Raw genomic sequence first — 23,981 nt, 5'->3', positions numbered from 1 at the left:
TTATGCGCGCTGGGCCAGGAAGGTCACCTGGACCTGGTCGCCCGCGGCGACCTCGGTCAGGTCCTCGTCGACGTTGATCAGGCAGTTCGCCTCGGCCAGTGAGGCGAGCAGGTGCGTGCCGGACGTGCCGAGCGGCTGCACCATGTACTCGCCATTCGTCTCGTCCCGCAGGAGCTGCCCGCGCAGGAAACCCTTGCGGCCCTTGGTGGACTGGATCGGCGACAGCAACCGCGCGCCGACGATGCGGCGGTGCGGGTTACGAGTCCCGCGCGCCGCCCGGATCAGCGGACGCACCAGCACCTCGAACACCACCAGCGCGCTCATCGGGTTGCCGGGAATGAGGAACGTCGGCACGTTGTCCGGGCCGAGCCTGCCGAAGCCCTGCACCGAACCGGGGTGCATGCCCACCCTCGTCATGTCGATGCGGCCGAGTTCGGACAGGGCGGAGAGCACCTCGTCGCCGGAACTGCCGCCCGCGCCGCCCGCGACCACGACGACCTCGGACATCAGCAGCCGTCCCTCGACGATCTCGCGCAGCCTGCGCGGCTCGCTGGAGACGATGCCGACCCGGCTGACCTCCGCGCCCGCGTCCCGCGCCGCGGCGGCCAGCGCGTAGGAGTTGACGTCGTAGACCTGGCCGGTGGTGGGCGTGCGGTCGATGTCGACGAGTTCGTCGCCGACGGTCACGATCGACACCCTGGGCCGCGGGTAGACCAGCACCTTGGCCCTGCCGACGGCGGCAAGCAGGCCGACCTGCGCGGAACCGATCGTGTCGCCCTGCCGGACGGCGACGTCGCCGATCTGCACGTCCTCACCGGTCCGCCGCACGTAGGCGGCGGAAGGCACCGAGCGGTGCACGGTGACGCGGGCGTTGTGCCCGTCGGTGTAGGCATTGGGGACGACGGCATCGGCCAGGGTCGGCAACGGTGCGCCGGTGGCCACCCGCACCGCCTGCCCGGGCTGGAGCCTGCGCGGCTGCCGGGAGCCCGCGGCGATCTCACCCACGACCGGCAGGACGACCGGCTCGTCGCCGCCGGTGCGCACGTCCACGCTGCGCACCGCGTAACCGTCGACCGCGGCCTGGTCGAAGCCCGGCAGCGCGGCTTCGGCGACGACCTCCTCCGCGCACAGCAGTCCCTGCGCCTCGGAGATGGCGGCCCGCACCGGTTGCGGCCGCACGGCGGCCTCGAGCACGAGGGCGAGCTGGTCCTCGACGCCGCGGAACTCGGTGGCCTCGACGGCGCCGCCGGTGTCCTCGTCCGTCGCCACCGGCTCGGTCCCGACGGCGTCGGCCTCGGTCTCGTTCATCAGTGCGCGCTCCCGATCCGGTCGGTCAGCCAGGAACGCAGCCCGGGCCCGTACTCGGGATCCTCCAGGGCGAAGTCGACGGCCGCACGCAGGAAACCGCCCGGGTTGCCCAGGTCGTGCCTGCCGCCGCGGTGCACCACGACGTGCACGGGATGCCCCTCGGAGATGAGCAAGGCGACGGCGTCGGTGAGTTGCAGCTCGCCACCGGAGCCGGGCGTGATGCGGCGGAGCGCGTCGAAAACGGCACGGTCGAGCAGGTAGCGCCCCGCAGCGGCGAAGGTGGACGGCGCGTCCTCGGCGGCGGGCTTCTCGACCATGCCGTGCACGCGCTTGACGTCGGCGTCGGCGGTGTCGGCGACGTCGAACACGCCGTAGGCGGAGATCTGCTCGCGCGGGATGTCGAAGGCGCACAGCACACTGCCGCCGTGCTCGGCGCGCACGGCCGACATGCGGTCCAGGACGCCGGTGGGCAGCACCAGGTCGTCCGGCAGCAGCACGGCGACGGCCTCGTCGGCCTCGTCCAGGTTGCCCTCCGCCTGCGCGACGGCGTGCCCGAGGCCGAGCGCCTCGGACTGGATGGCGACCTCGACGTCGAGCAGTGCGGGCGCCCGGCGGACCTTCGCCAGCATCTCCGTCTTGCCCTTGCGTTCGAGGGTGTCCTCCAGCTCGGGAGCGTCGCGGAAGTAGTCGACGACGGACTCCTTGCCCGGCGAGGTGACGATCACCAGGCGTTTCGCACCGGCCGCCGCGGCCTCGGTGGCCACCAGCTCGATGCCAGGGGTGTCCACCACCGGCAGCAGCTCCTTGGGCACCGCCTTGGTGGTCGGGAGGAACCTCGTGCCGAGTCCGGCGGCGGGCACGATGGCGGTTCGGAACGTCTGGTTGGTCGCAGCGGCCGTCATAGCCGCAGAGCCTAACCTGATCGCGTGGCCCCACCCGGCAATGAGCACGCGAGCAACGCGGAGCGTTCCGAAACCGAGCCCGATCGCGCCCCCGGCCCGTCCGGGACGAAAGCCGAATGGCGGTCGCACCTGACGCGACGACGTGCGGTTACGCCGGATGCCGCGCGTGTCGCCGACGCCGGGCGACTGGCCGTGACCGCTCGCGGACTCGCCGGCTCCGGCACGGTGTGCGCCTACGTGCCGTTCGGTTCCGAGCCGGGTTCGACGGCGCTGCTGGACGCGCTCGCGCACAGCGGCGCACGGGTGCTGCTGCCGGTGATCCCGTCCACTCCGGGTCCGCTGGAGTGGGCGGAGTACACGGGGCCGTCCTCCCTGGTGCCGGGCAGGCTGCGCGGCGTACTGGAGCCCGCCGGACCGCGCCTCGGCAGCACCGCGCCCGCGACGGCGGACCGGGTGCTGCTGCCCGCGCTGGCGGTGGACCGGGTGGGCGTCCGCCTCGGCCGCGGCGCCGGCTACTACGACCGTTCACTGGCGTTCTCGCCGAATGTCGAGCTCATCGCGGTCGTCCGGGACACCGAACTCGTTGACCGGCTGCCCGCGGAGCCGCATGACGTGCGCATGCACGCGGCCCTGACTCCGGGTCGCGGGCTCGTCCGGCTACCCTGCTCTGCCCGGGTGTGACGAAACCGGGTTTGCGCTCGGGGAATACCGTGCCGCAGAATCGCATTAGCACTCTCGGACTTCGAGTGCCAAGCCGCGAAGGAGCACCAGTGCCCACCTACCAGTACGCCTGCAAGGAGTGCGACCACCGGTTCGAGACGGTGCAGTCGTTCTCCGACGCCAGCCTGACGGAATGCCCTCAGTGCTCGGGCACGCTGCGCAAGCTGTACGGCGCGGTCGGCGTGATCTTCAAGGGCAGCGGCTTCTACCGCAACGACTCCCGTTCCTCGAGCACCTCGTCGACGTCCTCCTCGGCCGACGCCAAGGGTTCCTCCGGCGAGTCGAAGGGCGGCGACTCCGGTTCGGGCAAGTCCGAGTCCTCGGGCTCGTCGGGTTCGTCCGGCTCTGGATCGGATTCGGGATCCTCCGGATCCTCCGGTTCGGGGGCCTCGGGCTCATCGGGTTCGTCCGGTTCGGGGGCCTCGGGTTCGTCCGGCTCGGGTTCGTCCGGCTCGGGTTCGTCCGGCTCGGGTTCGTCCGGCTCCTCGGGATCGGCCAAGGCCACCTCGTCCGCTTCCTGAGTCCCGCCGTAGCGGGTCCGCCATCCCCCAGTTGTCCACAGACCCCCAGTTGTCCACAGGCCGCTGATCCGGGCCTTCTGCCTGCCCGTCCGCCTGCCTAACGTCGTTGCCGAGGGCGGGCGGTCCGTCCTCGTGGCGGAAGCGGGGGCGGCAGCATGGGCGGATTCGGTGTGGCCTGCGGGCGGCGATGGCAGGCGTTGCGAGCGCGTTCCCGCTCGCACGGACGGCTGATCCTGCGGCTGCGGCGGGGACTCGCCGTCGCGCTGCTGCTGGGTGCCGCCGCGCTCGCCATGCGCCCGGGCGTCTCCGCCGGCGAGGCCACCGTGCCGGTACTCGTCGCCGCGGCCGATCTTCCGCAGGGCACCACCCTGGGCGCCGAACATGTACGTGTGGCACGGATGCCCGAGTCGCTTCGGCCTGGTGGCGCTTACACCGAACCGGGCACAGTGGACGGTCGCCTGCTCGCCGGTGCCACCCGTACGGGGGAGCCGCTGACGGACGTCCGTGTCGTCGGCACGCACGGTGACCTGGCGGGCCTCGGTGGTCCGGACCGGGCGACCGTGCCGATCCGGCTCGCCGACGCGGGCGTCGCCGAGTTCCTGCATCCTGGGTCCACAGTGGACATCGTGGCGCCGCAAACCCCGGAACAGCAACGTCGGGTGCTCGCCGAAGGCGCGGTGATCATCACCGTCGTGGACGACTCCGGCGAACGGAAACCCGGCGGGAACCCGCGCGGGCCGATGGTCCTGGTGTCCGTTCCGGAGGCTGCGGCCGCACAGGTCGCCGGGGTGTCGCTGACCGATTCCCTTGCGGTTACGCTCCGGTAGCCCGTTTCAGTGACCGAAACGTAATGGGCGACATGTACCGGGACACAAACGAACGTTGGTCCCCTTCCCGAGAAGGAGAGCACGGTGCTCAAGGGCTTCAAGGACTTCATCATGCGCGGCAACGTCGTGGACCTCGCGGTCGCCGTGGTCATCGGTGCCGCGTTCACCACGATCGTCACCTCGTTCACCAACGGTCTGATCAAGCCGCTGATCAACGCGATCGGCGGCTCGGACGCCGCGCAGGGGCTCGGTTTCCGGGTGCTCAGCGCGAACGAGAGCACCTTCCTGGACTTCGGCGGCGTCATCAACGCGACGATCAATTTCCTGCTCGTCGCCGGAGTCGTCTACTTCGTGATCGTCATGCCGGTGAAGCACCTGCAGGAGCGCCGCAAGCGGGGCCAGGAAGCCGGTCCGTCCGAGCCGACCGACGTGGAACTGCTCACCGAGATCCGCGACCTGCTCCGTCAGCAGCAGCAGAGCCGCTGACCGTCCCGCCGCCGGCCGCTCAGCGGTCGTGGTGCGGCGGCCGGTTCTCCAGGTACCAGCGATCCGGCGAGCCGGACGACGGCCGGTCGTCCCGCTCGTCCCTGGTCGTGTCCGGCAGGACCTCCCCGAAGACCTCGTCCAGCGTGCGGCGGTCGGTCTTGCGGGGAGGTTCGTGCGGCTCGTCGCCGGTCATGACGCTCAGTTCTCGTCGAGGCCGGACAGTTCGTCGATCACGTGCGGTACCAGGGACGACAGCGTCGCCATGCCGTCCCGGACCGCTGCCCGGGAACCGGCCAGGTTCACCACGAGGGTGCTGCCGGAGACGCCGACCAGACCCCGGGAGATGCCGGCGTCGATCGCACCGGCGGCCAGGCCGGAGGAGCGCAGTGCCTCCCCGATGCCCGGAATCGGACGGTCGAGCACGCCCGCCGTGGCGTCCGGGGTGACGTCGCGGGGCGAGACCCCGGTCGCCCCGGCCGTGATCACCAGGTCCGCGCCGCCGATCACGGCAGTGTTGAGCGCGTTGCGGATCGCGACGGTCTCGGCATGCACCACCACGGTGCCATCGACGATGAACCCGGCTTCCTCCAGCAGTTCGGTCACCAGCGGTCCGGTCGTGTCCTCGTGTTCCCCGTGGGCCGTGCGGTCGTCGACGACCACGACAAGGGCGCGGCCCAGCCGCTGCGCGCTGCGTTCCATGAACCACACCGTAGTCGGTTTCGGCGCGAGGTGGAGGCGCCGGGACGCCTCCCGTGTCGCAGACCACCGGCGGTTCCGGCGCCGATGTCGGCGCCGTCCACGATGCGCGGTCGCGTTCGCGGCCATAGCGTTGCCGCCGTGCGCGTTCTCGTAACCGGAGGAGCCGGCTTCATCGGCTCCCACATAGCCGACCTGCTCACCGAATCCGGCGCCGAGGTGGTGTTGCTGGACAACCTGCTGCCGACGGCGCACGGCGCCGGCGACCCACCCGGCTACCTCGGATCGCACCGTTTCGTCCGGGGCGACGTCACCGACGCCGGGCTGCTCGGAGAACTGCTGTCCGAGGTGGACGCCGTGTGCCACCAGGCCGCTGTCGTCGGGCACGGCATCGACCCGTCCGACGCACCGTCGTACGCCCTGAACAACGACTACGGCACCGCCGTGCTGCTCGCCGGGATGCACGCGGCCGGACTGACACGGCTGGTGCTCGCCTCGTCGATGGTGGTCTACGGGGAGGGCCGGTACACCTGCGCGGAACACGGGATCGTGCCGCCCTCGCCACGCCGTCAGTCCGATGTGGACGCCGGACGATTCGAACCGCGCTGCGGTACCTGCGACCGGGAACTCGACTCGCTGCTGGTGCCGGAGGACGCCCCGCTGCTCCCCCGCAGCACGTACGCGGCCACGAAACTCGCGCAGGAGCATCTCGCCGAGGCGTGGGCGCGGCAGACCGGCGGGACGGTGTGGGCGATGCGCTACCACAACGTCTACGGCCCGCGGATGCCGCAGAACACCCCGTACGCCGGGGTGGCCTCGCTGTTCCGGTCCGCGTTGCTGCGCGGGGAGCAGCCGACCGTGCTGGAGGACGGTGCCCAGCGGCGCGACTTCGTGCACGTCCACGATGTCGCCAGGGCCAACGTGCTCGCACTGTCGGCCGAGGGGACACCGGGTGAGCTGACGCCGGTGAACGTCTGCTCGGGTGAGCCGCACACCGTCGGGGAACTGGCGGCCGAGCTGGCGCGTGCCTGCGACGGGCCGGCGCCGCGCATCGTCGGGGGTGCGCGGCCCGCCGACGTCCGGCACGTGGTGGCCGACCCGGCACGCGCGACAGAATTGCTGGGCTTCACCGCCGAGACCGGTTTCGCCGAGGGAATGACCGCGTTCGCCACCGCCCGGCTGCGCGACCCGGTCACCCCTTAGCCATCCGAACGGACCACTCGCGCCGGGCGAAACCTGTTGCGAACCGGATCAGGGGGTGGCGAGGGGTAACCGGACCTCGAAACGACAGCCCGCGCCACTGTTGCGCACACCGATACGTCCGCGGTGCGCCTCGACGAGACCCTTCGCGATGGCCAGGCCGAGGCCGCCGCCCGCCGTGGTGCCGAAGCGTTCCGGGGTACGGGCCTGCGTGCCGCGATACGCGACGTCGAAGACCCGGCCGATCTCGTCCTCGGGGATACCGCCGCAGCCGTCGTCGACCGAGAGCAGCGCCTCGCGGCCGTCGACGCCGATTCGCACCGCCACGGTGCCCTCCGGTGGGGTATGCCGAATCGCGTTCGCCACCAGGTTCCGCACGATCCGCGCCAGCTCCGGATCGCTGCCGGACACCACCGGCCGCGCCTGCGCGCTCGCCCGCAACAGCACCTGGTTCTGCTCCGCGACCGGGGTCTGCCCGGCGATCGCGTCGCTGACCACGTCGGACAGCGCGACCGAGGACATGCTCAGCTCCAGGGCACCCGCCGTGATCCGGGACAGCTCGAACAGATCCTCCACCATCGCCGAGAGCCGAGTGGTCTCCCCGCTGATCCGATGCGCGTACCCGGCCACCTCGCCAGGCTCCGCGACTACACCGTCCGCCAGCGCCTCGGCCATGGCACGGATACCGGATAGCGGGCTGCGCAGGTCGTGGCTGATCCAGGCGACAAGCTCACGCCGGGAGGCTTCCGCGGCACGCTCCCGTTCCCGCGCATCGCTCTCCCAGACGCTGCGACGAGCGATTCCGTGCCCGAGAACGATCGCGGCCGGCACGATCACCAGACCGACGAGCAGGCAGACGAGGAGCATCGTGGTCAACGTCGGGGTGAACATGAAGCCGCTGACGCCCAGTACCCCGGTGATCGTCGCGGCGATCGGGACGATCACGAGCAGCGTGAGCGAACTCGCCAGGGACCTGTTGCGCAGCAACCAGAGCAGCAGACCGCCGAGGACGACGACGGGCAGCGCGAACGTGAGCGCGTACGGCAGTATGTGCCAGACGTGCTCGAGCATCTCGGCGAATGTCTCGCCGGAGGTGATCACGACGCGCCCGCGTCGTAGCGGTAGCCGACGCCCCACACGGTGGTGACCCGGACGGGTTTGGCCGGTAGCGGTTCGATCTTCTCCCGCAACCGTCGCACGTGAACGGTCACGGTGGACTGGTCGCCGAAGTCCCAGCCCCACACCTGTTCGAGCAGGTCCTGTCGGGAGAACGCGGTGCCAGGGTGGCTGAGAAAGTGGGCGAGCAAGTCGAACTCCCTAGCGGTGAGAGGAAGTTCCGCACCTCCGAGCGACGCCTGCCGGGCGTTCATGTACAGCACGAGGTCACCGTCGCGGAGTTCGGGGGCAACGCCAACGGGGTACGGCATACGAGCCCGCCGCAGCACCGAGACGACGCGCAGGGTGAGTTCGCGGGGGCTGAACGGTTTGGTGACGTAATCGTCCGCGCCGAGTTGCAACCCGGCGATCCGGTTCTCCTCCTCCCCCAACGCGGTCAGCAGAACCACCGGTACCGCGCTGACCTGGCGCAGCCGGCGGCACACCTCGAGTCCGTCAAGGCCGGGCATCATCACGTCGAGCACGACGAGATCTGGTGCTCGTGCGGTGAACTGGCGAAGCCCCTCGGCCCCGTCGGCGGCCACCGCGACGGAGAAGCCCGCGACCTCCAGATAGCGCCGGACCACATCGCGGACGGTGTCGTCGTCATCGACGACCAGCACCAGCCCCGTCCGCACATTCGTGCCTGTCCCGCTCATGCCGCCCCTCGTCAGATCGTCCGCACACGGTGGCCCGCCGCCGACAGAGTCGTGACCACCGGCGCGGCAGCCGCGGGCGACGCGAGACCGCATACCGGACGCGCGTACAGGCGGGACCGACACCGGGCGGGAAGACTCGCCGGGCACCCAACGCCACACCCGGCGCACGGTAGATCCTATCGGCCGGTACCAGCGGCTCAGGCCCCGGAACGTCACGACTCGGTAAGACCTCATCCCCCATCCGGGCAATGTCATGCTTCGGTAAGCCGAGTACGGGTTTCCGACCGTCCACGGTGGACCTACTGTCAGGCCGGTGAGTGCTGACGAAGTCGATGTGATCTTCCCGTGTCTCGACGAGGCGGCCGCGCTGCCCGCCGTGCTCGATGCCCTGCCCCCCGGTTTCCGTGCGATCGTCGTGGACAACGGCTCCACGGACGGTTCGCAACGGATCGCGGCCGACCGGGGCGCGACGGTGATCGACGAGCCCCGGCGCGGCTACGGCGCGGCCGTGCACACCGGACTGGAGTATGCGAAGTCGGAGATCGTCTGCTTCCTGGACGCGGACGGCTCGCTCGATCCCGGGGAACTGCCCACGCTGGTGGCGGAGGTGCGCGGTGGGGCCGATCTGGCGGTGGGCCGGAGAGTGCCGGCCTCGGCCGGAGTGTGGCCGTGGCACGCGCGGGCGGGCAACCTGCTGCTCGCCGCCATCCTGCGCCGCAAGGGCCTGCCGGTGCGCGACATCGCCCCCGCCCGTGCGGTCCGGCGCGCCGCGCTGCTGGAGCTCAACGTCACCGACCGGGCCTTCGGTTACCCACTGGAACTGCTGATTCTCGCGGCGGACGCGGGCTGGGACGTACGCGAGTTCGACGTCGGCTACGGTCCGCGGGCGGCCGGGACGAAGTCGAAGGTGTCCGGTTCGGTACGCGGAACGCTGCGTGCCGTGCGCGACATGGCAAGGGTGCTGAGCCGATGACCGCCGGATACTGCCTGCTCGTGGTGGCGAAGGCACCGGTGCCAGGGCTGGCCAAGACGCGACTGTGCCCGCCTGCCACCCCGGACGAGGCCGCGGAGGTGGCGGCGGCGGCGCTGCTGGACACCCTGGAGGTCGCACTGTCCACTTCGGACGCAAGCGTGGTGGTGGCGATGACCGGCGATCTCGGTGCGGCCGCTCACGGCAAGGAACTGCGTTCCCTGCTTCGCGAGACCACCGTGATCACTCAGCGAGGCCCGGATTTCGCCTGGCGGCTGGCATACGCGCACGCCGACGCGGGCAGGCGGAACCCGAGTCTGCCGATCGTGCAGATCGGAATGGACACCCCACAGGTGACGCCGGACGGACTGGACGCGGTCGCCGAACTGCTGACCGGCGCCGACGCCGCGCTGGGCCCCGCCGAGGACGGCGGCTGGTGGGCGCTCGGCCTGCGCGACCCGGCCGATGCCGCCGCGCTGACCGAGGTGCCGATGTCCCGCGCGGACACCGGCGAACGGACGCTCGCGGCCCTACGGGCGGCGGGACTGCGCACCGCCACGGGGCACACACTGTCCGATGTGGACACCATCGCCGACGCCCTGGCGGTCGCGAAATCCCTGCCGCACAGTCGGTTCGGCGCGGCTGTCGCCGCGCTCGCGAGCCGGATGGGGACCACGTGACCGTCACCGGAGCCTTCGACTGCGGACTGCTGGGACGCCGCTGCTGGCTGGAACTGGCCGGCGGTGACCATCTTCCGCTGCCCACTGATCGCTGGCGTACCGACCCGGACCCTGCCGACGAGCTGCTACTGGGAAGGTGCGCGGGGCCGACCCTGGACGTGGGCTGCGGTCCCGGCAGGCTCACCGCGGCGCTGGCCGGACGCGGGATCGTCACGCTCGGGATCGACTGCTCGGAGGTGGCCGTGGACCTGACGACGCGCCGAGGTGCGGCGGCGCTGCGCCGGGACGTGTTCGGCCACCTGCCCGGCGAGGGACGCTGGCGGCACGTACTCCTCGCCGACGGCAACATCGGTATCGGCGGGGACCCGGTGGCACTGCTGCGCCGTATCGCCGGGCTGCTGGCCGCGGAGGGCAGCGTGGTGGTGGAACTCGAAACCCCCGGACGCGGATTGCACCGCGAACGGGTGCGGGTGTCCGAGCCTGCCGTCAGCGGTACCTGGTTTCCGTGGGCGTGGCTCGGCGCGGACGCGGTACGGGGCGTGGCCTCGGCCGCGGGCCTGCGCGTCGGCTGGACGGCGGCGCACGACCGGCGCTGGTTCGCCGAACTGGAGCCGGCATGAGTACGTCATTCCGGTTTCGCGGGTTCTCCAGCCTCGCGCACGACGAGCGGGTGACCGCGCGGATCGGCCGCTGGCTGGGCATCGCGTTCACCGTCTGTTTCGTCACCGGCCTGATCAGCCACTTCATCCAGCACCCGACGGGCCTGTTCGCCTGGCCGAGCCGTCCGGTGAACCTGTACCGGGTTACGCAGGGACTGCACGTGATCTCCGGGATCGCGGCGATCCCGCTGCTGCTGGCCAAGCTGTGGAGCGTGTACCCGAAGCTGTTCTCCCGGCCGCTGGTGCGGTCGCCGCTGCACGCGCTGGAACGCGGATCGATCCTGGTGCTCTCGGCGGCGGCGTTCTTCCAGTTGTTCACCGGCCTGTTCAACGTCGCGCAGAACTACCCGTGGAACTTCTACTTCCCGGCGGTGCATTACGCCGTCGCGTGGGTGGCGATGGGTTCGGTCCTGGTGCATGTCGCGGTGAAGCTACCGGTGATCCGCACCGGATTACGCAAGGACCCGGACGCGGCGGCGAAGCCGGACGACCATTTCGGACTGTCCCGGCGCGGATTCCTGCGGACGACCTGGTTGACCGCGGGGGTCGCCGTCGTCGCCACGGCAGGAGCTACGGTTCCGTTGCTGCGCAACGTGTCCGGGTTGTCCTGGCGATCGGGCAAGGGCTCGCAGGGCGTCCCGGTCAACAAGACCGCCGCAAGCGCGGGCGTGATCGACGCTGCCCGCGACCCACGGTGGGCGCTCGAGGTGGTGACGCCCTCCGGTTCCCGGACGTTCACCCTCGCCCAACTCGCCGCGCTGCCACAGACCACGGCGGACCTGCCGATCGCCTGCGTGGAGGGCTGGAGCCAGTCGGCCACCTGGACCGGCGTTCCGGTCGGTGACCTGTTGCGCGCCGCCGGTAGCGCACCCGGCGCGGAGGTTCGGGTCATCTCGCTGGAACGAGGTGGCCTCTACGCGACCTCGACCTTGCCCGGCGAGCACACGGCCGACCCGATCAGTCTGCTGGCCCTGCGACTCAACGGCGAGGAACTCGACATCGACCACGGCTACCCGTGCCGGATCATCGCCCCCAACCGGCCCGGCGTCCTGCAGACGAAGTGGGTTCAACGGCTGGAGGCCCGATGAGGATCGCCGTGTTCACCGCCGGTCTTGCGATGCTGGTCTGGGGTGGTTATCTGTTCGCCGAGTTCGCCCTGCCACTCGGGCCACAGGGCCTGGTCGCGGCCGCCTGGCTGTTCGGCGGCCCGCTGGCACACGACCTGCTCGTCGCGCCCGTGGTGGGAGTCGTCGGCCTGCTGCTGATCCGTGCGCTCCCGGCCGCCTGGCGGGCTCCGGTGCGGCTCGCGCTGGTGCTCACGGCGATGCTCGGACTGCTGGCGTTTCCCCTGCTGTGGCGGGAGTTCGGAACGCCGCCGAGTCCGGGCCTGCACGATGCCGACACCACCACCGGGTTGCTGCTCACCCTGGCCGTGGTGTGGACGGTCTCGCTCGCCGCCGGCGCGTACCGGCAGTTGGCCCCGGCCAGGAGCGGCGACTGAACGGTACCGACGAGAAACGCCGCACCGGACTCCAGGACCCGGTGCGGCGCTCTCCCCGCCAGTGTTTCCGGCCCTGGGGCAGTGGGCCGGAGTTGGCCTCGGCCGCGCCTGCGGCCGAGAGTCGAACGGTGTTACTTGGCCTCGACGGGCTGGCCGCCGAGGGTGATCTCGATCTGCCGCGAGTCACCGATGGTGAGCGAGATCTTCTCGCCGGGCGCCCGGGTGCGGATGGACGCCACCAGCGCGTCGGCACTGTCGATCGCCCGGTCGTCGAGCTTCGTCACGACGTCGCCCTGCTTGAGCCCGGCCTGTTCGGCCGGTGCGCCGGGTGTGATCCGGCCCATCGTCGCGCCGCCCTGCGGGTTGTCGCCCACCTCGGCACCGATGAAGGTCTGCGTGGCCTTGCCGGTGCGGATGATCTCCTCTGCCGTGCGCCTGGCCTGGTCGATCGGGATGGAGAAGCCGATGCCGACGTTGCCGGCTTCCTGCTCCTGACCCTGCGCTCCACCGGCACCCGGCGGGCTGTAGATGACCGAGTTGATGCCGATGACCTGGCCGGCCATGTTCGTCAGCGGCCCACCCGAGTTACCGGGGTTGATCGCCGCGTCCGTCTGCACCGCGTCCATCACGGTCTCCTGGCCGGCGCTACCGCCACCGGCGCGCACCGGGCGGTGCAGAGCACTGACGATGCCGGCCGTGACGGTGCCGGTGAGCTCGAACGGGGAGCCGATCGCCACCACGCTCTGCCCGACCCGCAGATCGTCGGAACGGCCGAGAGCGGCAGGGACGAGCCCGTCCGCGCCCTCGATCTTGACGACGGCGATGTCCGAGGTGGGGTCGCGCCCGACGACCTCGGCGGCGGCCCGGCGCCCGTCCTGCAGGACGGCCTGGATCTTGCCGCCGGCGGCCGCGGCCTCGACGACGTGGTTGTTGGTGAGCACGTAGCCGTCCGGGCTGATCACGAAGCCGGAACCGGAGCCCTGGCCGTCGCTGCCCTGCACCTGGAGCTGGACCACGCTGGGCCCCGCCTTCTGCGCCACGGACTCGACGGTGCCCTCCGGCGCGGGAGCGGAGGTCTGCTGACTGCGCGGCGGCTCCTGCAGGGCGCTGACGGCGGAGGAGCCGTCGTTGGAGTCCGAGGCCAGGTAGCCGCCGACTCCGCCCGCGGCGCCGCCGACCAGCAGCGCGAGCACCGCGACACCGGCGACGAGCTTGCCGGTTCCCTTGCCCTGCTTGGGCTGCCGCTCCGGCGGGGTCGGGTAGGACATGCCCGGGTAGCCGTAGTACGGCCCCTGGTGACCGGGTCCGTAGTGCGGACCGGTGTGCTGCTCGGCGCTGGGCGCGGCACCCGCGCCCAGCGGGTGCTGCGGCGCGGCCTGCGTCTGCCACGCCCCCGGAGCGGACTCCGCGGAGGCGTACTCGCCGGGAACCTGCGAGCCAGGGACCTGCGTGCCGGGGGCCTGCGTGCCGGGGGCAGGGGTCACCGGATCGCCGGACTGTGACCATCTCGCCTGGTCCGCGTTCTCGTACGGTGCCGGGTTCTGGCGCGGTGCGGCGGACTCGCGCCACCCGTCACCGTCTGCCTGGGTGCCGGGATCGCGCTGAGCACTGGGGTCGTTCTCGGTCATGTCACCACCATGCGCTTCGGGCCTGAGAGCTTGCTGAGTCGAACCTGTGCTTACCCGGAGAGTTCGTACCCGAGGGGCCGCCGGATCGAAACAACGCGGCGACTCTACGCGGGGGACGCCGCCTGTGCGGAGGTGACGGCGTCGCGCAGGCGTCCGGCGATCTGCTCCGGGGTGGTGTCGTTGACCCACACGGCCATGCCCGACTCGGAACCGGCCAGGTACTTGAGCTTGTCCGGGGACCGCAGCACCGAGAAGACCTCCAGGTGCAGCCAGCACAGTTCACGGTCGCGGCGCACCGGCGCCTGGTGCCAGGCGGCGATGTAGGGCAGCGGGCGGCCGTACAGCGCGTCGCAGCGGCGCAGCACCTCCAGGTAGACACCGGCGAAGTCGTCCCGCTCGGCACCGGTCAGCGCGGTCAGGTCGGGCACCTGCCGGTGCGGGACGAGCTGTACCTGGACCGGCCAGCGGGCGGCGGGCGGGACGAACGCCGTCCAGTGCTCGCCGGAGGCGACGACCCGGGTTCCGGATGCCCGCTCCGCGGCCAGTACGTCGCCGAGCACGTGCCTGCCGTGTTCGGCGTGGTATTCGCGGGCCACCTCGATCATCCGCGCGGTGCGCGGGGTGACGAAGGGGAAGCCATAGATCTGGCCGTGCGGGTGGTGCAGCGTCACCCCGATCTCCTCGCCCCTGTTCTCGAAGGGGAAGACCTGCTCCACACCGTCCATCGTGGACAGTTCGGCCGTGCGGTCGGCCCAGGCGTCGACGACGGTGCGCACCCGGCTCGGCGCGAGGCCGGCGAAGGAGCGGTTGTGGTCGCTGGTGAAGCAGACGACCTCGCAGCGTCCCTTGCCCGGTGCGATCGGCACGACACCCGCGTCGTCCACAGTGGACGCTTCGCCGTGGACGCCCTGGGCGAACGAGGGGAAGCGGTTCTCGAAGACGGCGACGTCGTAGTCGGCCTCCGGGATCTCGCTGGGCTTGCCCGGTTTCGTCGGGCACAACGGGCACAGGTCCGCGGGCGGCTTGTAGGTGCGGGTCTGCCGGTGGGCGGCCATGCCCACCCATTCGCCGGTCAGCGGGTCACGGCGGATCTCCGAGGTCGCGGCCACCGGGGGCAGATCGCGCGTGTCCCGCGCGGTGCGCTCCGGTGGGGCTTCCTGGTCGTCGAAGTAGATGATCTCCCGGCCATCGGCGAGATGCCGAAGGGTGCGCTTCACTCGTCGTCCTCGTCCACGTTCGCGACCATCAGTTCCCCGGACTGTTCCGCCAGCGTCTCCCTGGCGTGCTCGGACAGGCCGTCGTCGCTGACGACCACGTCCGCCTCGTCGAGATCGGCGATCGTCGAGATGCCGACGATCCCCCACTTCGTGTGATCGGCGAGGACGACCAGCTTGCGGCCCGCCTCGACGAGCGCGCGGTTCGTCTCGCTCTCGGTGAGGTTCGGCGTGGTGAACCCCGGGCCGTCCGCCATGCCGTGCACGCCGAGGAAGACCAGGTCGAGATGCAGGCTGCGCAGGCTGTGCACGGCGACCGGGCCGACCAGCGCGTCCGAGGGCGTGCGTACCCCGCCGGTGAGCACCACGGTGCGGTCGGCCTCGCCGGAACCGCGCAGCACGTCGGCGACCTGGATGGAGTTGGTGACGATGGTGAGGCCGGGGATCGACTCCAGTGCGCGCGCCATCGTCCAGGTCGTGGTGCCCGCGGAGATGCCGATGGCGGTGCCGGGACGGACCAGGCCGGCCGCCAGCGAGGCGATGGCCTCCTTCTGCGTGCGCTGCCGCACCGACTTCGCTTCGAAGCCCGGCTCGTCGGTACTTTTGCCGCCGACCGAGGTGGCGCCGCCGTAGACCTTCTCCACCAGGCCGCGGCCGGCGAGCACATCGAGATCGCGGCGCACCGTCATGTCGGAGACGCCGAGGCGCAGCACGAGGTCACTGACCCGGACCGCGCCGGAGCGCCGGGCCTCCTCGAGTATCACCGCTTGCCGCTGCCGCGCGAGCACGTTCACCCCGTCCGTTCACACCTGCGAAACACACAAAATCCTACACGATCAAACACGCACGCGAGGTGGGAACTGGATTTCCGCCGTGTGAACGTGTTCGGTCAGCCCGGCACTCCCGGCAGGCGGATGGTGAGCAACGCACCCCCGCCGGGCACGTTGCCCGCATACGCGGCGCCACCGTGCCGTTCCGCGGCCTGCTGCACGATGGAGAGGCCGAGTCCGGACCCGGGCAGCGTGCGCGCCTCCGAGGAGCGGTAGAAGCGGTCGAACACCTTCGGCAGGTCGGCATCGGCGATGCCCGGCCCGGAGTCGGACACCTCGACCACGGCCGTCCCGTCGCCCAGCGGCCGCAGCCGCACCCCGACCACGCTGCCGTCCGGGGAGAACTTCACCGCGTTGTCGAGCAGGTTGAGCACGGCACGTTCCAGTGCGCTCGGATCGCCGGTGAGCACCCAGGGCCGCAGGTCCACCTCGAAGTCGATGTCCCCGGCCCGGCGGCGGGCCCGGTCCAGCGCGCGTTCGACGACCTCGCCGAGTTCGACTCGTTCGAACTCGGTCCTCGGCTCGGCCTGTCTGGCCAGCTCGACCAGGTCGCCGATGAGCTGGGTCAGTTCGTCGAGTTGCCCGCCGATGTCGGCCTCGATGTCCGAGCGGTCCTTCTCGGACAGCCGGGACGTCTCCGACCTGCTCGCCGCCAGCAGCAGTTCCAGGTTGGTACGCAAGGAGGTCAGCGGCGTCCGCAGCTCGTGGCCCGCGTCGGCCACCAGTCTTCGCTGCCGCTCCTGCGATTCCGCGACGGCGTCCAGCATCGTGTTGAAGCTGTGCGAGAGGCGGGCGAGCTCGTCGTCGCCGCTGACCGGGATCGGCGTCAGGTCCCCGGTGCGCGCGACGCGCTCGGTGGCCGAGGTGAGCCGCTGCACCGGTGTCAGCCCGGCCCGCGCGACGGCCGTGCCCGCGATCGCCGCCACCAGGATCCCGGCGCCGCCGATCAGCAGCAGCACCACGGAAAGCTCGTTCAGCGTCCGCTTCGTCGGGCCCAGCGGGAGGGCCAGCACGAGGGCCTGGCCCGCGCCGGACTGGACCGCGATCACCCGGCTGTCGGTCGCCGTGTCGGTGCGCAGCGAGCGGTCCGCGTTGCCGCGCGCGACCTCCAGTTCGAGCTGCCCCACCGCGGGCCGGGTCTCCGCGTCCGGCACCTGGAGCTGTCCGCCGCTGCCGAGCAGGCCGATGCGGATGTCGGCGCTGGTCAGGAACGCGGCCGGGATCAGCCGGAGTTCCGGGCCGACGACGGCGGTGCGGACGGCGGCGTTGGCGCGTTCGGTGAGGGTGTCGTCGAGCTGCTGGTTCAGGTTGTCGCGGACGATGACGTACGCGCCCAGCGACACCAGCGCCACCGCACCCGCGACGCAGATCGCGGCCAGCATCGTGACCCTGGCGCGCAGCGAGAACCGCCGGTCCTGCCCTCGCATGCGGGCGCTCACGGAGGGGTGTCCCGCAGGACGTAGCCGACACCGCGCACGGTGTGGATCAGCCGCGGTTCGCCGTCGGCCTCGGTCTTGCGGCGCAGGTAGCCGATGTAGACCTCCAGCGCGTTGCCCGAGGTCGGGAAGTCGTAACCCCACACCTCCTCGAGGATGCGGCCGCGGGTGAGCACGTGCTTCGGGTACGACAGCAGCAGCTCCAGCAACGCGAACTCGGTGCGCGTCAGGCTGATCGCCCGCTCGCCCCTGGTCACCTCCCTGGTACCGGGATCCAGCGTCAGGTCGGCGAAGGACAGCAGTTCGGCGTCACCGGAGAGCGGCTCCGGCTGGGCGCGGCGCAGCAGCGCGCGCAGGCGGGCGAGCAGTTCCTCCAGCGCGAACGGCTTCGGCAGGTAGTCGTCGGCGCCCGCGTCCAGCCCGGACACGCGGTCGGAGACGGTGTCGCGCGCGGTGAGCACCAGGATCGGCAGGTCGTCGCCGGTGCTGCGCAGCCTGCGCGCCACCTCGAGACCGTCGAGGCGCGGCATCATCACGTCCAGCACCATCGCGTCCGGCCTGCTGGCGACGATCATCTCCAGCGCCTGCGCCCCGTCGCCCGCCAGCTCCACCTGGTAACCGTTGAACTCCAGTGAGCGGCGCAGGGAGTCCCGGACCGCCCTGTCGTCGTCGACAACGAGAATGCGCATGCCCACAGTCTTACCCGCTTCACTGAGACCGCCCTGAGAACACCCTCACTCACCGGCGGGTCGGCCGGTGCCGCGAGCCACCGGGGCGTTCCACTTCCGCCAGAGCGACACCAGCCGGATCGTCACCACGACGGCCGCCGCCCCCACCGTCACCGGGATCGGTGGCCAGCGGAGCTGGTGACCCACGGCGACCAGCACCGCGCCGGCCAGCGCCGCGATCGCGTAGATCTCGCGGCGCAGCACCAGCGGGATCTCACGCAGCAGCAGATCGCGCATCGCGCCGCCGCCGATACCGGTGGTCATGCCGATCAGGCAGGCCGTGTAGACCGGGGCGCCCGCGTTGAGCGCGATCGCCGTGCCCGCGGGGGCGAACAGTCCGAGGCCGACGGCGTCGGCGAGCAGGACGGCCCTGCGCAGGCGGGCCAGCACCGGGTGGAAGGCGAACACCAGCAGCGCCGTCGCGGCGCTGACCGCCAGGTAGGGCCAGGTGCGCAGGGTCGTCGGCGGGTTGATGCCCAGCAGCACGTCGCGGATGATGCCGCCGCCGAGCGCGGTGGTCAGGCCGATGATAATGACGCCGAAGACGTCGAGGCGGGCCCAGACGGCGGCGAACGCGCCGGACGCCGCGAAGGCAGCCAGCCCCAGCAGTTCCAGCGCGACCAGCACGGCGTGCCCGTCAGTCCAGCAGGCCGCCGCGGTACGCCAGCAACGCGGCCTGCACCCGGTTGGCGGCACCGATCTTGGACAGCACGGCGGAGACGTAACCCTTGACGGTCGCCTCGGAGAGGTGGAGCTGACCGCCGATCTCGGCGTTCGACATGCCCTGCCCGATCAGCCCGACGACCTCGCGTTCGCGGTCGGAGAGGGAGGACAGGAGCTTGCGGGCGGGCTGGGCGGCGCGCTGCTCGTCGCGGTGCGCGTGGACCATGCGGGCGGCCACGCCCGGGTCGAGCACGGCCCCGCCACGGGCCAGGTCGCGCACCGCGCGCAGCAGCGCGGCCGGGTCGATGTCCTTGAGCAGGAAACCGTTCGCGCCGAGGCGCAGGGCGAGGCTGACGTACTCGTCAATGTCGAAGGTGGTGAGCATGGCGACGGTCGGCGGATCCGGCAGCGCCTGGATCGCGCGGAGCGCACGGATACCGTCGTCGGCGACGCGCATCTTGATGTCGAGCAGCGCGACGTCCGGGTTCACACGTCTGGCCGTCTCGACCGCCGATCTGCCGTCGGTCGCCTCGCCCACGATCTCGATGTCCGGCGCACCGGACATCATCGCGCGCAGGCCCGAACGGACCAGCTCCTCGTCGTCGGCAAACATGACCTTGATCAAAACGCCTCCGGCAGCGTGTCGCGGGCATCCACCACCGCCCGTTCGGGAGAGGCTACCCATGCGCCTTCAGCTTACGGAAACCACACGCGGCTAGCGGCCACCAGGCGGGCGGAGGGTGCCCGCCACGCAGTCGACGGCTCGTGGCCGCCCGGCGAGCGGGCGGCGTGGCCCGCGAACGGGAGAGCCAGCTAGGTACCTACCCCCCCCCCGTCGCCTCGGTGGCCGGGCAGGAGCGGTGCCCGCGGGTGGAGCAGCGGTCAGCGGTTTCGCACCCGCCACGTCGGCGAGCACCGCCGCCAGTTGCGCGAGGCCGGACCGTGTCTCCTCGATCTCGGCACGCAGTTCACCGATCCGCGGCCAGGAGTTCTCGTGCTCGACCGGATCGGCGCCGTCAGTGCGTGCGGCCTCCCAGGACAGCAGCATCGGATGCCAGCGCGTGAGCAACGGACGCAGCGTCGTGTTCAGCACGGCGATGGCGAGTCCGCCGAAGGTGACGTCGCCACGGCTGTCCCGAGGGGCCACCGCGGGACCGTACTTCCGCAGGATCTCCCTGGTGGTACCGAAAACGCTGTGCAGACTGGTGAGTGCCTCACGGGCCAGCCCCTCGTCGGGACGCAACTTCTCGACGGCGATTCGGGTGACGAGTTCGACGTAGAGTTCCCAGGCCGCGTCCGCTTCCGCGCGCTGGGGTGTCCACAGGCCACCGAACTCGCCGACGAACGGCAGCTTGAGCTTGACGCTCACCTCGTGGGGACGCATCGAGCGCCGCTTCGGCCACTTCATGCCGTCTCCGCGACGGGGCGCTGCTCCGCGGGCACGAGCGAGACCACCTGGGCGATGTCGGCGAGACGCCTGGCCACTTCGCGAACCAGCGCCTGCAGTTCGGCCAGTTCCGCTCTCAGCAACGCGCTGTGTTCCCAGACGCTCTCATGTTCGGAGCTGCCGATCCCGTCGGGACGCAGTTCTTCGTAGGCGAGCAGCCGGGGGTGCCATTTGCTCAGGAAGGGCCGCAGCAGGTTGTTCAACAGGCGGGTCACGAGGGCCGGAACGGAGTCTTCCCGGTCCTCGATCTCACGGCTCGGGTAGGCAGCCAGTGCTGCGCGGGCGGTGCCGAACACGGCGTGCAGACTGGACAGTGCCTCGGTGAGCAGCCCCTGTCCCTCGGCGAGTTCGGTCGCCGACACCCGCGTCGCCAATTCGACGTGCAGTTCCCATGCGAGTTGGCGATCAGCTTTTCCGTCGCTGTTCATCAGGTACCTCCGCGTCCGAACGTACCGATCGTAGAGGCGCCCGGCCTCGCCGGCCGGGTAGCGTGCACGACCGATCGACACCGCTGTGCTTGGGGGAACCATGACCTGGGACGTGTTCGTCAGCTACAGCCGGGAATGCGAGGGAATGGTCGCGCGGATCACCGACGGCCTGCGTGCCGCGGGTTTGCGCACGTTCCGCGATGCCGACGGCATCGCGGTGTTCGATTCGATCTCCGGAACCGCGCTCGACGCACTGCGGGACAGCAAGTTGCTGCTGGCGTACTACTCGGCTGGTTACCCCGCGCGGATGGCCTGCCGGCACGAGTTCATGACGGCCTTCGCCGCTGGCCAGGCGGAGGGGCGACCGCTGGCCCGGATCGTCGCGATCAATCCGGAGCCGTCGGTCGACCACGTCGAGCCGGTTCAACTCCGGGACATGCTGCTGCCGTCGCCACCGGCGACCGCGCAGGCCATCGGCCGCCTCGCCGTGGCGATTGCGGAACGCGCCGCCACGTTACGGACCCCGATAGGCAGCCCACCGTCCGCGGCGCCGGTCACGCAGGGGAGGTTCACCGGCAGATGGCGTGAGCTGTGGGCGATTCATTCCGCGTTGCACGCGCATCGGAGCCCTCTCACCGCGCCGCCCGCACCGCCTGTGGCCGTGGTGCACGGCACCGCGGGCATCGGGAAGACCGCTCTGGTCACGGAATACGTCCGACGGTTCGGCACCGCCTTCCCCGGCGGAGTGACCTGGGCGGACCCCGGGGCCGTGCCGGTCGACCGGCCGCCCGGTGACAAACTCCTGGTGTTGGACGGTATCGAGCGGCCGGTCGACGAGACCCGCAAGCTCCTGCCATCCGATCCGGCCACCGCGGTTCTGCTCACGACCCGCGACCCCCGGCTCAAGGACCTGGGCACCGGCATCGAGCTGTCCGACCTGGCGGTGGACGAGGTGCTGCCCGAGTTGATGGCACGTATCGGACCGGGTGAGCAGACGGCGTCTGCCCGCGCCGTCCACCAGGCCACGATCGGCAGTCCTGGGCTGCGCGAACGGGTGACGAGGCTGGCCGGGATCGTCGGCGTCGACGCCGCGCTCAACCGCCTGCACGAGGCGCCGCACGATCTGCTGCAGCCGATCACCGAGCGGGTCCGTCCGAGTTTCGAACGGCTTTCGCCCACGGGCACCGACGCGCTCCGGTCCCTCACGGCGGCACGACCGGCCACGCTCTCGCAGCGGCAGGTGCGCGCGATAACCGGCCTCGTCGACGGCGACGAACACCCTCCGGCGGACGATGACACGTCGAAGGCGCTCGCCGACCTCCGGCACAACGGGGTGATACCGGACCCGGGTTCGCTGGACGGTTTTGGGGTAACCCCGGCGATCGCGCTCGCCTTTCGTTGCTGGGACTCGAATCCGGCACGCACCGAACGGCTCCGCGCGGCCACTCTGCGCACGCTCACCGAGCAGCCGAAGCCGCCCCGAAGCGAGCCCTCCCTGTCGGACCGGGATGCCAGGACGGAGGAGGAACGGCGCGCGGCCCATCGAATCCAGGTCGAGATCCTGAACCGCGTCACCGGCCACCCCCTGCCGTCACAGCAAGGATCTCTCCGTGAAGCGCTGGCTTCCCTGCACATGCTGCTGCGGATAATCCGCCGGACCCATGGCGGGGTGCATCCGGCGTCGGCACGACTGTCGACACCGGTACGTCCCGGGCTTGGCACCATCGCGCACACCCTCGCCAACGACCTGCTCCGGCAGACGCTGACCCGCTGGCACCCGGAGCTCACCGCCCACGAGGACCTCCGGCCGGCGTCCGTGAGCCGACTGGAACACGAGCGCGCCTGGGAACATCACGACCATGTCCGCCAGGAACTGGCCCTGCTGGGCGCCACGGTCACCGAGTACGCCGCCGAACTGGGCGTGATCAGCGGAAACGCGATCGGTCTCGACTGAACGCCCGGCCCCCGGCTCGGGCTCCGCACCGCGTTACGGTGAAAGTCGGCATCGGCTAGGATCGCCCGAAGGTTCCCTTGCCCTCGTAGCTCAGGGGATAGAGCACCGCTCTCCTAAAGCGGGTGTCGCAGGTTCGAATCCTGCCGGGGGCGCAAAACCCCTGGTCAGAGAGTTGACCAGGGGAATCGCGAACTGCCGATCCTGCTTTAACTCCTTTTTTGGTGGCTTGGTCTTCGGAGGCTTTGCCAGCGCGGTGCCGACAGCCTCGCCCACCACGCCGCGCTCCATGTAGTCCTCCTGCGTGGTGCTGATGCGCTCGTGCCCGAGGTAGTCGGCGATCTCCAGGGGCGGTCAGTCCGGCCTGTCGAGCAGCCCTGCGACGTAGTGCCGGAAGTCGTGCGGGTGCACCCCCGTGAATGCCGTCTCCGCAGCAACTTGGCGGAACCGTGCCCTGGTGTGGGCCGCCGGGAGGTCGGCTCTTACGGCTGTGGGGTAGCGGTCGCGGTACGCAGGCCCCACGCCATTTCAAGCACGGGCGGTGCCGAGGAATTGCCAAGAATCCGCCGGGATCGACGGCAAACAGCCCAGGTGACAGCAAGTCCGGTCACGCCGTTGGCGCAGGTGAGACAAGGTGTCGAACGACTATGACAAACAACGGTGCCTACGGAAACCGCATCAGAGGGATCCGTCTTCGACGTGTCTACCGTGCAGCGACCGGCCGGCACAAACCTCGGCGTCAGCGTCGGCCGCTACCGCGCTGCCATAGCGGCAGCTTGACGATCGGACGACGCTACCGAAGGATCGAGCCATGGCCAGTAACTCGCCCGATGAGCTGACCCTTCAGATCATGCGTCACCTCGAAGTCGATGCGCAGTGGGTCCGCCATTTTGATCCGACCGACCTGGTAGGCATCGCCGAGTCCCGAGCGGCAGGGCGACGTGCTGGCCGTGCTCTAAAACTCAAAGTCGTGACGGTTGAGAGCGACTCCGCGGCGCGGGAGGACGGTCGGGGCGTCGTGGTGGTAGCAGTCAACCAGAAGATGGCACCCGAGGACGACGCTCGTTTGGACGAGCGAGCCCGACTCCTCATGGACGAGGCATTCAAAGGACTTGGTGGACCGTAGTCCAACAATCGGTGGCGCTTTACCCTGCTCAATCAACGACAGACTACCTACACAATCCACGACTGACACCCGATTGCAAACGCAATCGATGCAGGTCACAACCAGCATCACCGATCACCGGGACTGTTTCAACATCGGTGTTTCTGGCCCGACACGCCGGACTGAGGTCCGGCGGGATGGGCACTGTGAGTGATGACATCGGACCTTGTGAGTCCACGCAAGAGTGAGAAGTCCGGGCGGCAGCTG

General features: G+C 70.7%; 27 protein-coding genes, 1 tRNA gene and 1 pseudogene. 13 read left to right on the top strand and 16 right to left on the bottom strand.

The features are described from left to right. On the bottom strand, nucleotides 1-1,308 hold the full coding sequence (glp, locus tag CFN78_RS08040; protein WP_094862008.1) for a molybdotransferase-like divisome protein Glp: 1,308 nt from the start codon (nucleotides 1,306-1,308) through the stop codon (nucleotides 1-3). After that, entirely contained in the window at nucleotides 1,308-2,210 is a 903-nt protein-coding gene (locus CFN78_RS08035; protein WP_094862007.1) for a UTP--glucose-1-phosphate uridylyltransferase, read from the bottom strand. Before CFN78_RS08035 ends, glp begins: the two co-directional genes overlap by 1 nt. Before the next feature lie 24 nt (nucleotides 2,211-2,234). Here CFN78_RS08035 and CFN78_RS08030 point away from each other — a divergent pair, with 24 nt between their 5' ends. Then, nucleotides 2,235-2,891: a 5-formyltetrahydrofolate cyclo-ligase gene (locus tag CFN78_RS08030; RefSeq protein WP_094862006.1), complete on the top strand. Its 657-nt coding sequence runs from the start codon at nucleotides 2,235-2,237 to the stop codon at nucleotides 2,889-2,891. Next, nucleotides 2,888-3,073: pseudogene (locus CFN78_RS30195) on the top strand (FmdB family zinc ribbon protein); the annotation flags it as partial. The gene CFN78_RS08030 and the pseudogene CFN78_RS30195, both read left to right, overlap by 4 nt. A gap of 62 nt (nucleotides 3,074-3,135) precedes the next feature. On the opposite strand, the gene CFN78_RS30190 reads toward CFN78_RS30195, so the two are convergent. Next, nucleotides 3,136-3,429, bottom strand: a complete 294-nt coding sequence (locus CFN78_RS30190; RefSeq protein ID WP_338065518.1) for a hypothetical protein — start codon at nucleotides 3,427-3,429, stop codon at nucleotides 3,136-3,138. 177 nt (nucleotides 3,430-3,606) lie between these two features. Here CFN78_RS30190 and CFN78_RS08020 point away from each other — a divergent pair, with 177 nt between their 5' ends. Then, entirely contained in the window at nucleotides 3,607-4,278 is a 672-nt protein-coding gene (locus CFN78_RS08020; RefSeq protein WP_094862004.1) for an SAF domain-containing protein, read from the top strand. 84 nt (nucleotides 4,279-4,362) lie between these two features. Next, on the top strand, nucleotides 4,363-4,764 hold the full coding sequence (gene mscL / locus CFN78_RS08015) for a large-conductance mechanosensitive channel protein MscL (RefSeq protein ID WP_094862003.1): 402 nt from the start codon (nucleotides 4,363-4,365) through the stop codon (nucleotides 4,762-4,764). A 19-nt stretch (nucleotides 4,765-4,783) separates the two neighbouring features. Here the strand turns inward: mscL and CFN78_RS29085 are convergent, their stop codons facing one another. Together CFN78_RS29085 and CFN78_RS08005 are read right to left on the bottom strand one after the other, a co-directional pair. Beyond that, nucleotides 4,784-4,957, bottom strand: coding sequence for a hypothetical protein (locus CFN78_RS29085; RefSeq protein WP_094862002.1), 174 nt, complete (start codon nucleotides 4,955-4,957; stop codon nucleotides 4,784-4,786). Nucleotides 4,958-4,962: 5 nt separating this feature from the next. Continuing rightward, a complete protein-coding gene (locus tag CFN78_RS08005) occupies nucleotides 4,963-5,463 on the bottom strand; it encodes a MogA/MoaB family molybdenum cofactor biosynthesis protein (protein WP_094862290.1) in 501 nt (166 codons plus the stop codon). Nucleotides 5,464-5,601: 138 nt separating this feature from the next. Between CFN78_RS08005 and CFN78_RS08000 the strand changes: the two genes are divergently transcribed. After that, nucleotides 5,602-6,663, top strand: a complete 1,062-nt coding sequence (locus tag CFN78_RS08000) for an NAD-dependent epimerase/dehydratase family protein (RefSeq protein ID WP_165777485.1) — start codon at nucleotides 5,602-5,604, stop codon at nucleotides 6,661-6,663. A gap of 48 nt (nucleotides 6,664-6,711) precedes the next feature. Here the strand turns inward: CFN78_RS08000 and CFN78_RS07995 are convergent, their stop codons facing one another. Both CFN78_RS07995 and CFN78_RS07990 read right to left on the bottom strand, forming a co-directional pair. Beyond that, on the bottom strand, nucleotides 6,712-7,761 hold the full coding sequence (locus CFN78_RS07995; protein ID WP_094862001.1) for a sensor histidine kinase: 1,050 nt from the start codon (nucleotides 7,759-7,761) through the stop codon (nucleotides 6,712-6,714). After that, nucleotides 7,758-8,474 (bottom strand): response regulator transcription factor, encoded by a 717-nt coding sequence (locus tag CFN78_RS07990; RefSeq protein WP_094862000.1) that lies wholly within the window; start codon nucleotides 8,472-8,474, stop codon nucleotides 7,758-7,760. Before CFN78_RS07990 ends, CFN78_RS07995 begins: the two co-directional genes overlap by 4 nt. Before the next feature lie 313 nt (nucleotides 8,475-8,787). On the opposite strand from CFN78_RS07990, the gene CFN78_RS07985 reads away from it, so the two are divergent. The 5 genes from CFN78_RS07985 to CFN78_RS07965 are packed head-to-tail and all read left to right on the top strand — an operon-like array spanning nucleotide 8,788 to nucleotide 12,284. Continuing rightward, nucleotides 8,788-9,447, top strand: coding sequence for a glycosyltransferase family 2 protein (locus tag CFN78_RS07985; protein WP_094861999.1), 660 nt, complete (start codon nucleotides 8,788-8,790; stop codon nucleotides 9,445-9,447). Continuing rightward, nucleotides 9,444-10,124 carry a TIGR04282 family arsenosugar biosynthesis glycosyltransferase gene (locus CFN78_RS07980; RefSeq protein WP_094861998.1) on the top strand — a complete coding sequence of 227 codons (681 nt, stop codon included), beginning with the start codon at nucleotides 9,444-9,446 and terminating at the stop codon, nucleotides 10,122-10,124. The genes CFN78_RS07985 and CFN78_RS07980 overlap by 4 nt, the downstream gene beginning before the upstream one ends. Beyond that, on the top strand, nucleotides 10,121-10,744 hold the full coding sequence (locus tag CFN78_RS07975) for a methyltransferase domain-containing protein (RefSeq protein ID WP_094861997.1): 624 nt from the start codon (nucleotides 10,121-10,123) through the stop codon (nucleotides 10,742-10,744). Before CFN78_RS07980 ends, CFN78_RS07975 begins: the two co-directional genes overlap by 4 nt. After that, a complete protein-coding gene (locus tag CFN78_RS07970; RefSeq protein WP_094861996.1) occupies nucleotides 10,741-11,871 on the top strand; it encodes a molybdopterin-dependent oxidoreductase in 1,131 nt (376 codons plus the stop codon). The genes CFN78_RS07975 and CFN78_RS07970 overlap by 4 nt, the downstream gene beginning before the upstream one ends. After that, nucleotides 11,868-12,284 (top strand): hypothetical protein, encoded by a 417-nt coding sequence (locus tag CFN78_RS07965; protein ID WP_094861995.1) that lies wholly within the window; start codon nucleotides 11,868-11,870, stop codon nucleotides 12,282-12,284. The genes CFN78_RS07970 and CFN78_RS07965 overlap by 4 nt, the downstream gene beginning before the upstream one ends. Nucleotides 12,285-12,415: 131 nt before the next feature. Here CFN78_RS07965 and CFN78_RS07960 read toward each other — a convergent pair whose 3' ends face one another. The 9 genes from CFN78_RS07960 to CFN78_RS07920 all read right to left on the bottom strand — a co-directional run bounded on the left by CFN78_RS07960 (nucleotide 12,416) and on the right by CFN78_RS07920 (nucleotide 20,658). Further along, on the bottom strand, nucleotides 12,416-13,912 hold the full coding sequence (locus CFN78_RS07960; RefSeq protein ID WP_094861994.1) for a S1C family serine protease: 1,497 nt from the start codon (nucleotides 13,910-13,912) through the stop codon (nucleotides 12,416-12,418). A 104-nt stretch (nucleotides 13,913-14,016) separates the two neighbouring features. Next, nucleotides 14,017-15,129: a galactose-1-phosphate uridylyltransferase gene (gene galT / locus CFN78_RS07955; protein WP_094861993.1), complete on the bottom strand. Its 1,113-nt coding sequence runs from the start codon at nucleotides 15,127-15,129 to the stop codon at nucleotides 14,017-14,019. After that, on the bottom strand, nucleotides 15,126-15,914 hold the full coding sequence (locus CFN78_RS07950; protein ID WP_094862288.1) for a DeoR/GlpR family DNA-binding transcription regulator: 789 nt from the start codon (nucleotides 15,912-15,914) through the stop codon (nucleotides 15,126-15,128). Before CFN78_RS07950 ends, galT begins: the two co-directional genes overlap by 4 nt. 101 nt (nucleotides 15,915-16,015) lie before the next feature. Next, entirely contained in the window at nucleotides 16,016-17,383 is a 1,368-nt protein-coding gene (locus CFN78_RS07945; protein ID WP_094861992.1) for a sensor histidine kinase, read from the bottom strand. An 8-nt stretch (nucleotides 17,384-17,391) separates the two neighbouring features. Then, the gene (locus tag CFN78_RS07940) at nucleotides 17,392-18,081 is read right to left on the bottom strand and encodes a response regulator transcription factor (RefSeq protein ID WP_094861991.1); all 690 of its coding nucleotides are present in this window, start codon (nucleotides 18,079-18,081) and stop codon (nucleotides 17,392-17,394) included. 45 nt (nucleotides 18,082-18,126) lie between these two features. Continuing rightward, a complete protein-coding gene (locus CFN78_RS07935) occupies nucleotides 18,127-18,747 on the bottom strand; it encodes a trimeric intracellular cation channel family protein (protein WP_094861990.1) in 621 nt (206 codons plus the stop codon). Between the two features lie 10 nt (nucleotides 18,748-18,757). Beyond that, the gene (locus CFN78_RS07930; RefSeq protein WP_094861989.1) at nucleotides 18,758-19,408 is read right to left on the bottom strand and encodes a response regulator; all 651 of its coding nucleotides are present in this window, start codon (nucleotides 19,406-19,408) and stop codon (nucleotides 18,758-18,760) included. Between the two features lie 90 nt (nucleotides 19,409-19,498). Further along, nucleotides 19,499-20,191, bottom strand: a complete 693-nt coding sequence (locus CFN78_RS07925; RefSeq protein WP_205660459.1) for a hypothetical protein — start codon at nucleotides 20,189-20,191, stop codon at nucleotides 19,499-19,501. Next, nucleotides 20,188-20,658 (bottom strand): hypothetical protein, encoded by a 471-nt coding sequence (locus CFN78_RS07920; RefSeq protein WP_133116303.1) that lies wholly within the window; start codon nucleotides 20,656-20,658, stop codon nucleotides 20,188-20,190. The genes CFN78_RS07925 and CFN78_RS07920 overlap by 4 nt, the downstream gene beginning before the upstream one ends. A gap of 100 nt (nucleotides 20,659-20,758) precedes the next feature. On the opposite strand from CFN78_RS07920, the gene CFN78_RS07915 reads away from it, so the two are divergent. The 3 genes from CFN78_RS07915 to CFN78_RS28685 all read left to right on the top strand — a co-directional run bounded on the left by CFN78_RS07915 (nucleotide 20,759) and on the right by CFN78_RS28685 (nucleotide 23,735). Then, on the top strand, nucleotides 20,759-22,612 hold the full coding sequence (locus tag CFN78_RS07915) for a toll/interleukin-1 receptor domain-containing protein (protein ID WP_094861987.1): 1,854 nt from the start codon (nucleotides 20,759-20,761) through the stop codon (nucleotides 22,610-22,612). 79 nt (nucleotides 22,613-22,691) lie between these two features. Further along, nucleotides 22,692-22,764: transfer RNA gene (locus tag CFN78_RS07910), tRNA-Arg, on the top strand. A gap of 656 nt (nucleotides 22,765-23,420) precedes the next feature. After that, complete coding sequence (locus tag CFN78_RS28685; RefSeq protein ID WP_133116302.1) at nucleotides 23,421-23,735, top strand: hypothetical protein; 315 nt, start codon at nucleotides 23,421-23,423, stop codon at nucleotides 23,733-23,735. Nucleotides 23,736-23,981 lie beyond the last annotated feature (246 nt).

Source organism: Amycolatopsis antarctica (assembly GCF_002262875.1).
GTDB lineage: Bacteria > Actinomycetota > Actinomycetes > Mycobacteriales > Pseudonocardiaceae > Amycolatopsis > Amycolatopsis antarctica.
The sequence above is the reverse complement of the archived record's forward strand: the minus strand, read 5'-3'. Positions and strand labels throughout refer to the sequence as shown.

Excerpts from the sequence above, each read along its gene's own strand:
- glp (WP_094862008.1), bottom strand. The coding sequence starts at position 1,308 with ATGAACGAGACCGAGGCCGACGCCGTCGGGACCGAGCCGGTGGCGACG.
- CFN78_RS08035 (WP_094862007.1), bottom strand. The coding sequence starts at position 2,210 with ATGACGGCCGCTGCGACCAACCAGACGTTCCGAACCGCCATCGTGCCC.
- CFN78_RS08020 (WP_094862004.1), top strand. The coding sequence starts at position 3,607 with ATGGGCGGATTCGGTGTGGCCTGCGGGCGGCGATGGCAGGCGTTGCGA.
- CFN78_RS29085 (WP_094862002.1), bottom strand. The coding sequence starts at position 4,957 with ATGACCGGCGACGAGCCGCACGAACCTCCCCGCAAGACCGACCGCCGC.
- CFN78_RS08005 (WP_094862290.1), bottom strand. The coding sequence starts at position 5,463 with ATGGAACGCAGCGCGCAGCGGCTGGGCCGCGCCCTTGTCGTGGTCGTC.
- CFN78_RS07990 (WP_094862000.1), bottom strand. The coding sequence starts at position 8,474 with ATGAGCGGGACAGGCACGAATGTGCGGACGGGGCTGGTGCTGGTCGTC.
- CFN78_RS07980 (WP_094861998.1), top strand. The coding sequence starts at position 9,444 with ATGACCGCCGGATACTGCCTGCTCGTGGTGGCGAAGGCACCGGTGCCA.
- CFN78_RS07970 (WP_094861996.1), top strand. The coding sequence starts at position 10,741 with ATGAGTACGTCATTCCGGTTTCGCGGGTTCTCCAGCCTCGCGCACGAC.
- CFN78_RS07965 (WP_094861995.1), top strand. The coding sequence starts at position 11,868 with ATGAGGATCGCCGTGTTCACCGCCGGTCTTGCGATGCTGGTCTGGGGT.
- CFN78_RS07960 (WP_094861994.1), bottom strand. The coding sequence starts at position 13,912 with ATGACCGAGAACGACCCCAGTGCTCAGCGCGATCCCGGCACCCAGGCA.
- CFN78_RS07945 (WP_094861992.1), bottom strand. The coding sequence starts at position 17,383 with ATGCGAGGGCAGGACCGGCGGTTCTCGCTGCGCGCCAGGGTCACGATG.
- CFN78_RS07940 (WP_094861991.1), bottom strand. The coding sequence starts at position 18,081 with ATGCGCATTCTCGTTGTCGACGACGACAGGGCGGTCCGGGACTCCCTG.
- CFN78_RS07925 (WP_205660459.1), bottom strand. The coding sequence starts at position 20,191 with ATGAAGTGGCCGAAGCGGCGCTCGATGCGTCCCCACGAGGTGAGCGTC.
- CFN78_RS07920 (WP_133116303.1), bottom strand. The coding sequence starts at position 20,658 with ATGAACAGCGACGGAAAAGCTGATCGCCAACTCGCATGGGAACTGCAC.
- CFN78_RS07915 (WP_094861987.1), top strand. The coding sequence starts at position 20,759 with ATGACCTGGGACGTGTTCGTCAGCTACAGCCGGGAATGCGAGGGAATG.
- CFN78_RS28685 (WP_133116302.1), top strand. The coding sequence starts at position 23,421 with ATGGCCAGTAACTCGCCCGATGAGCTGACCCTTCAGATCATGCGTCAC.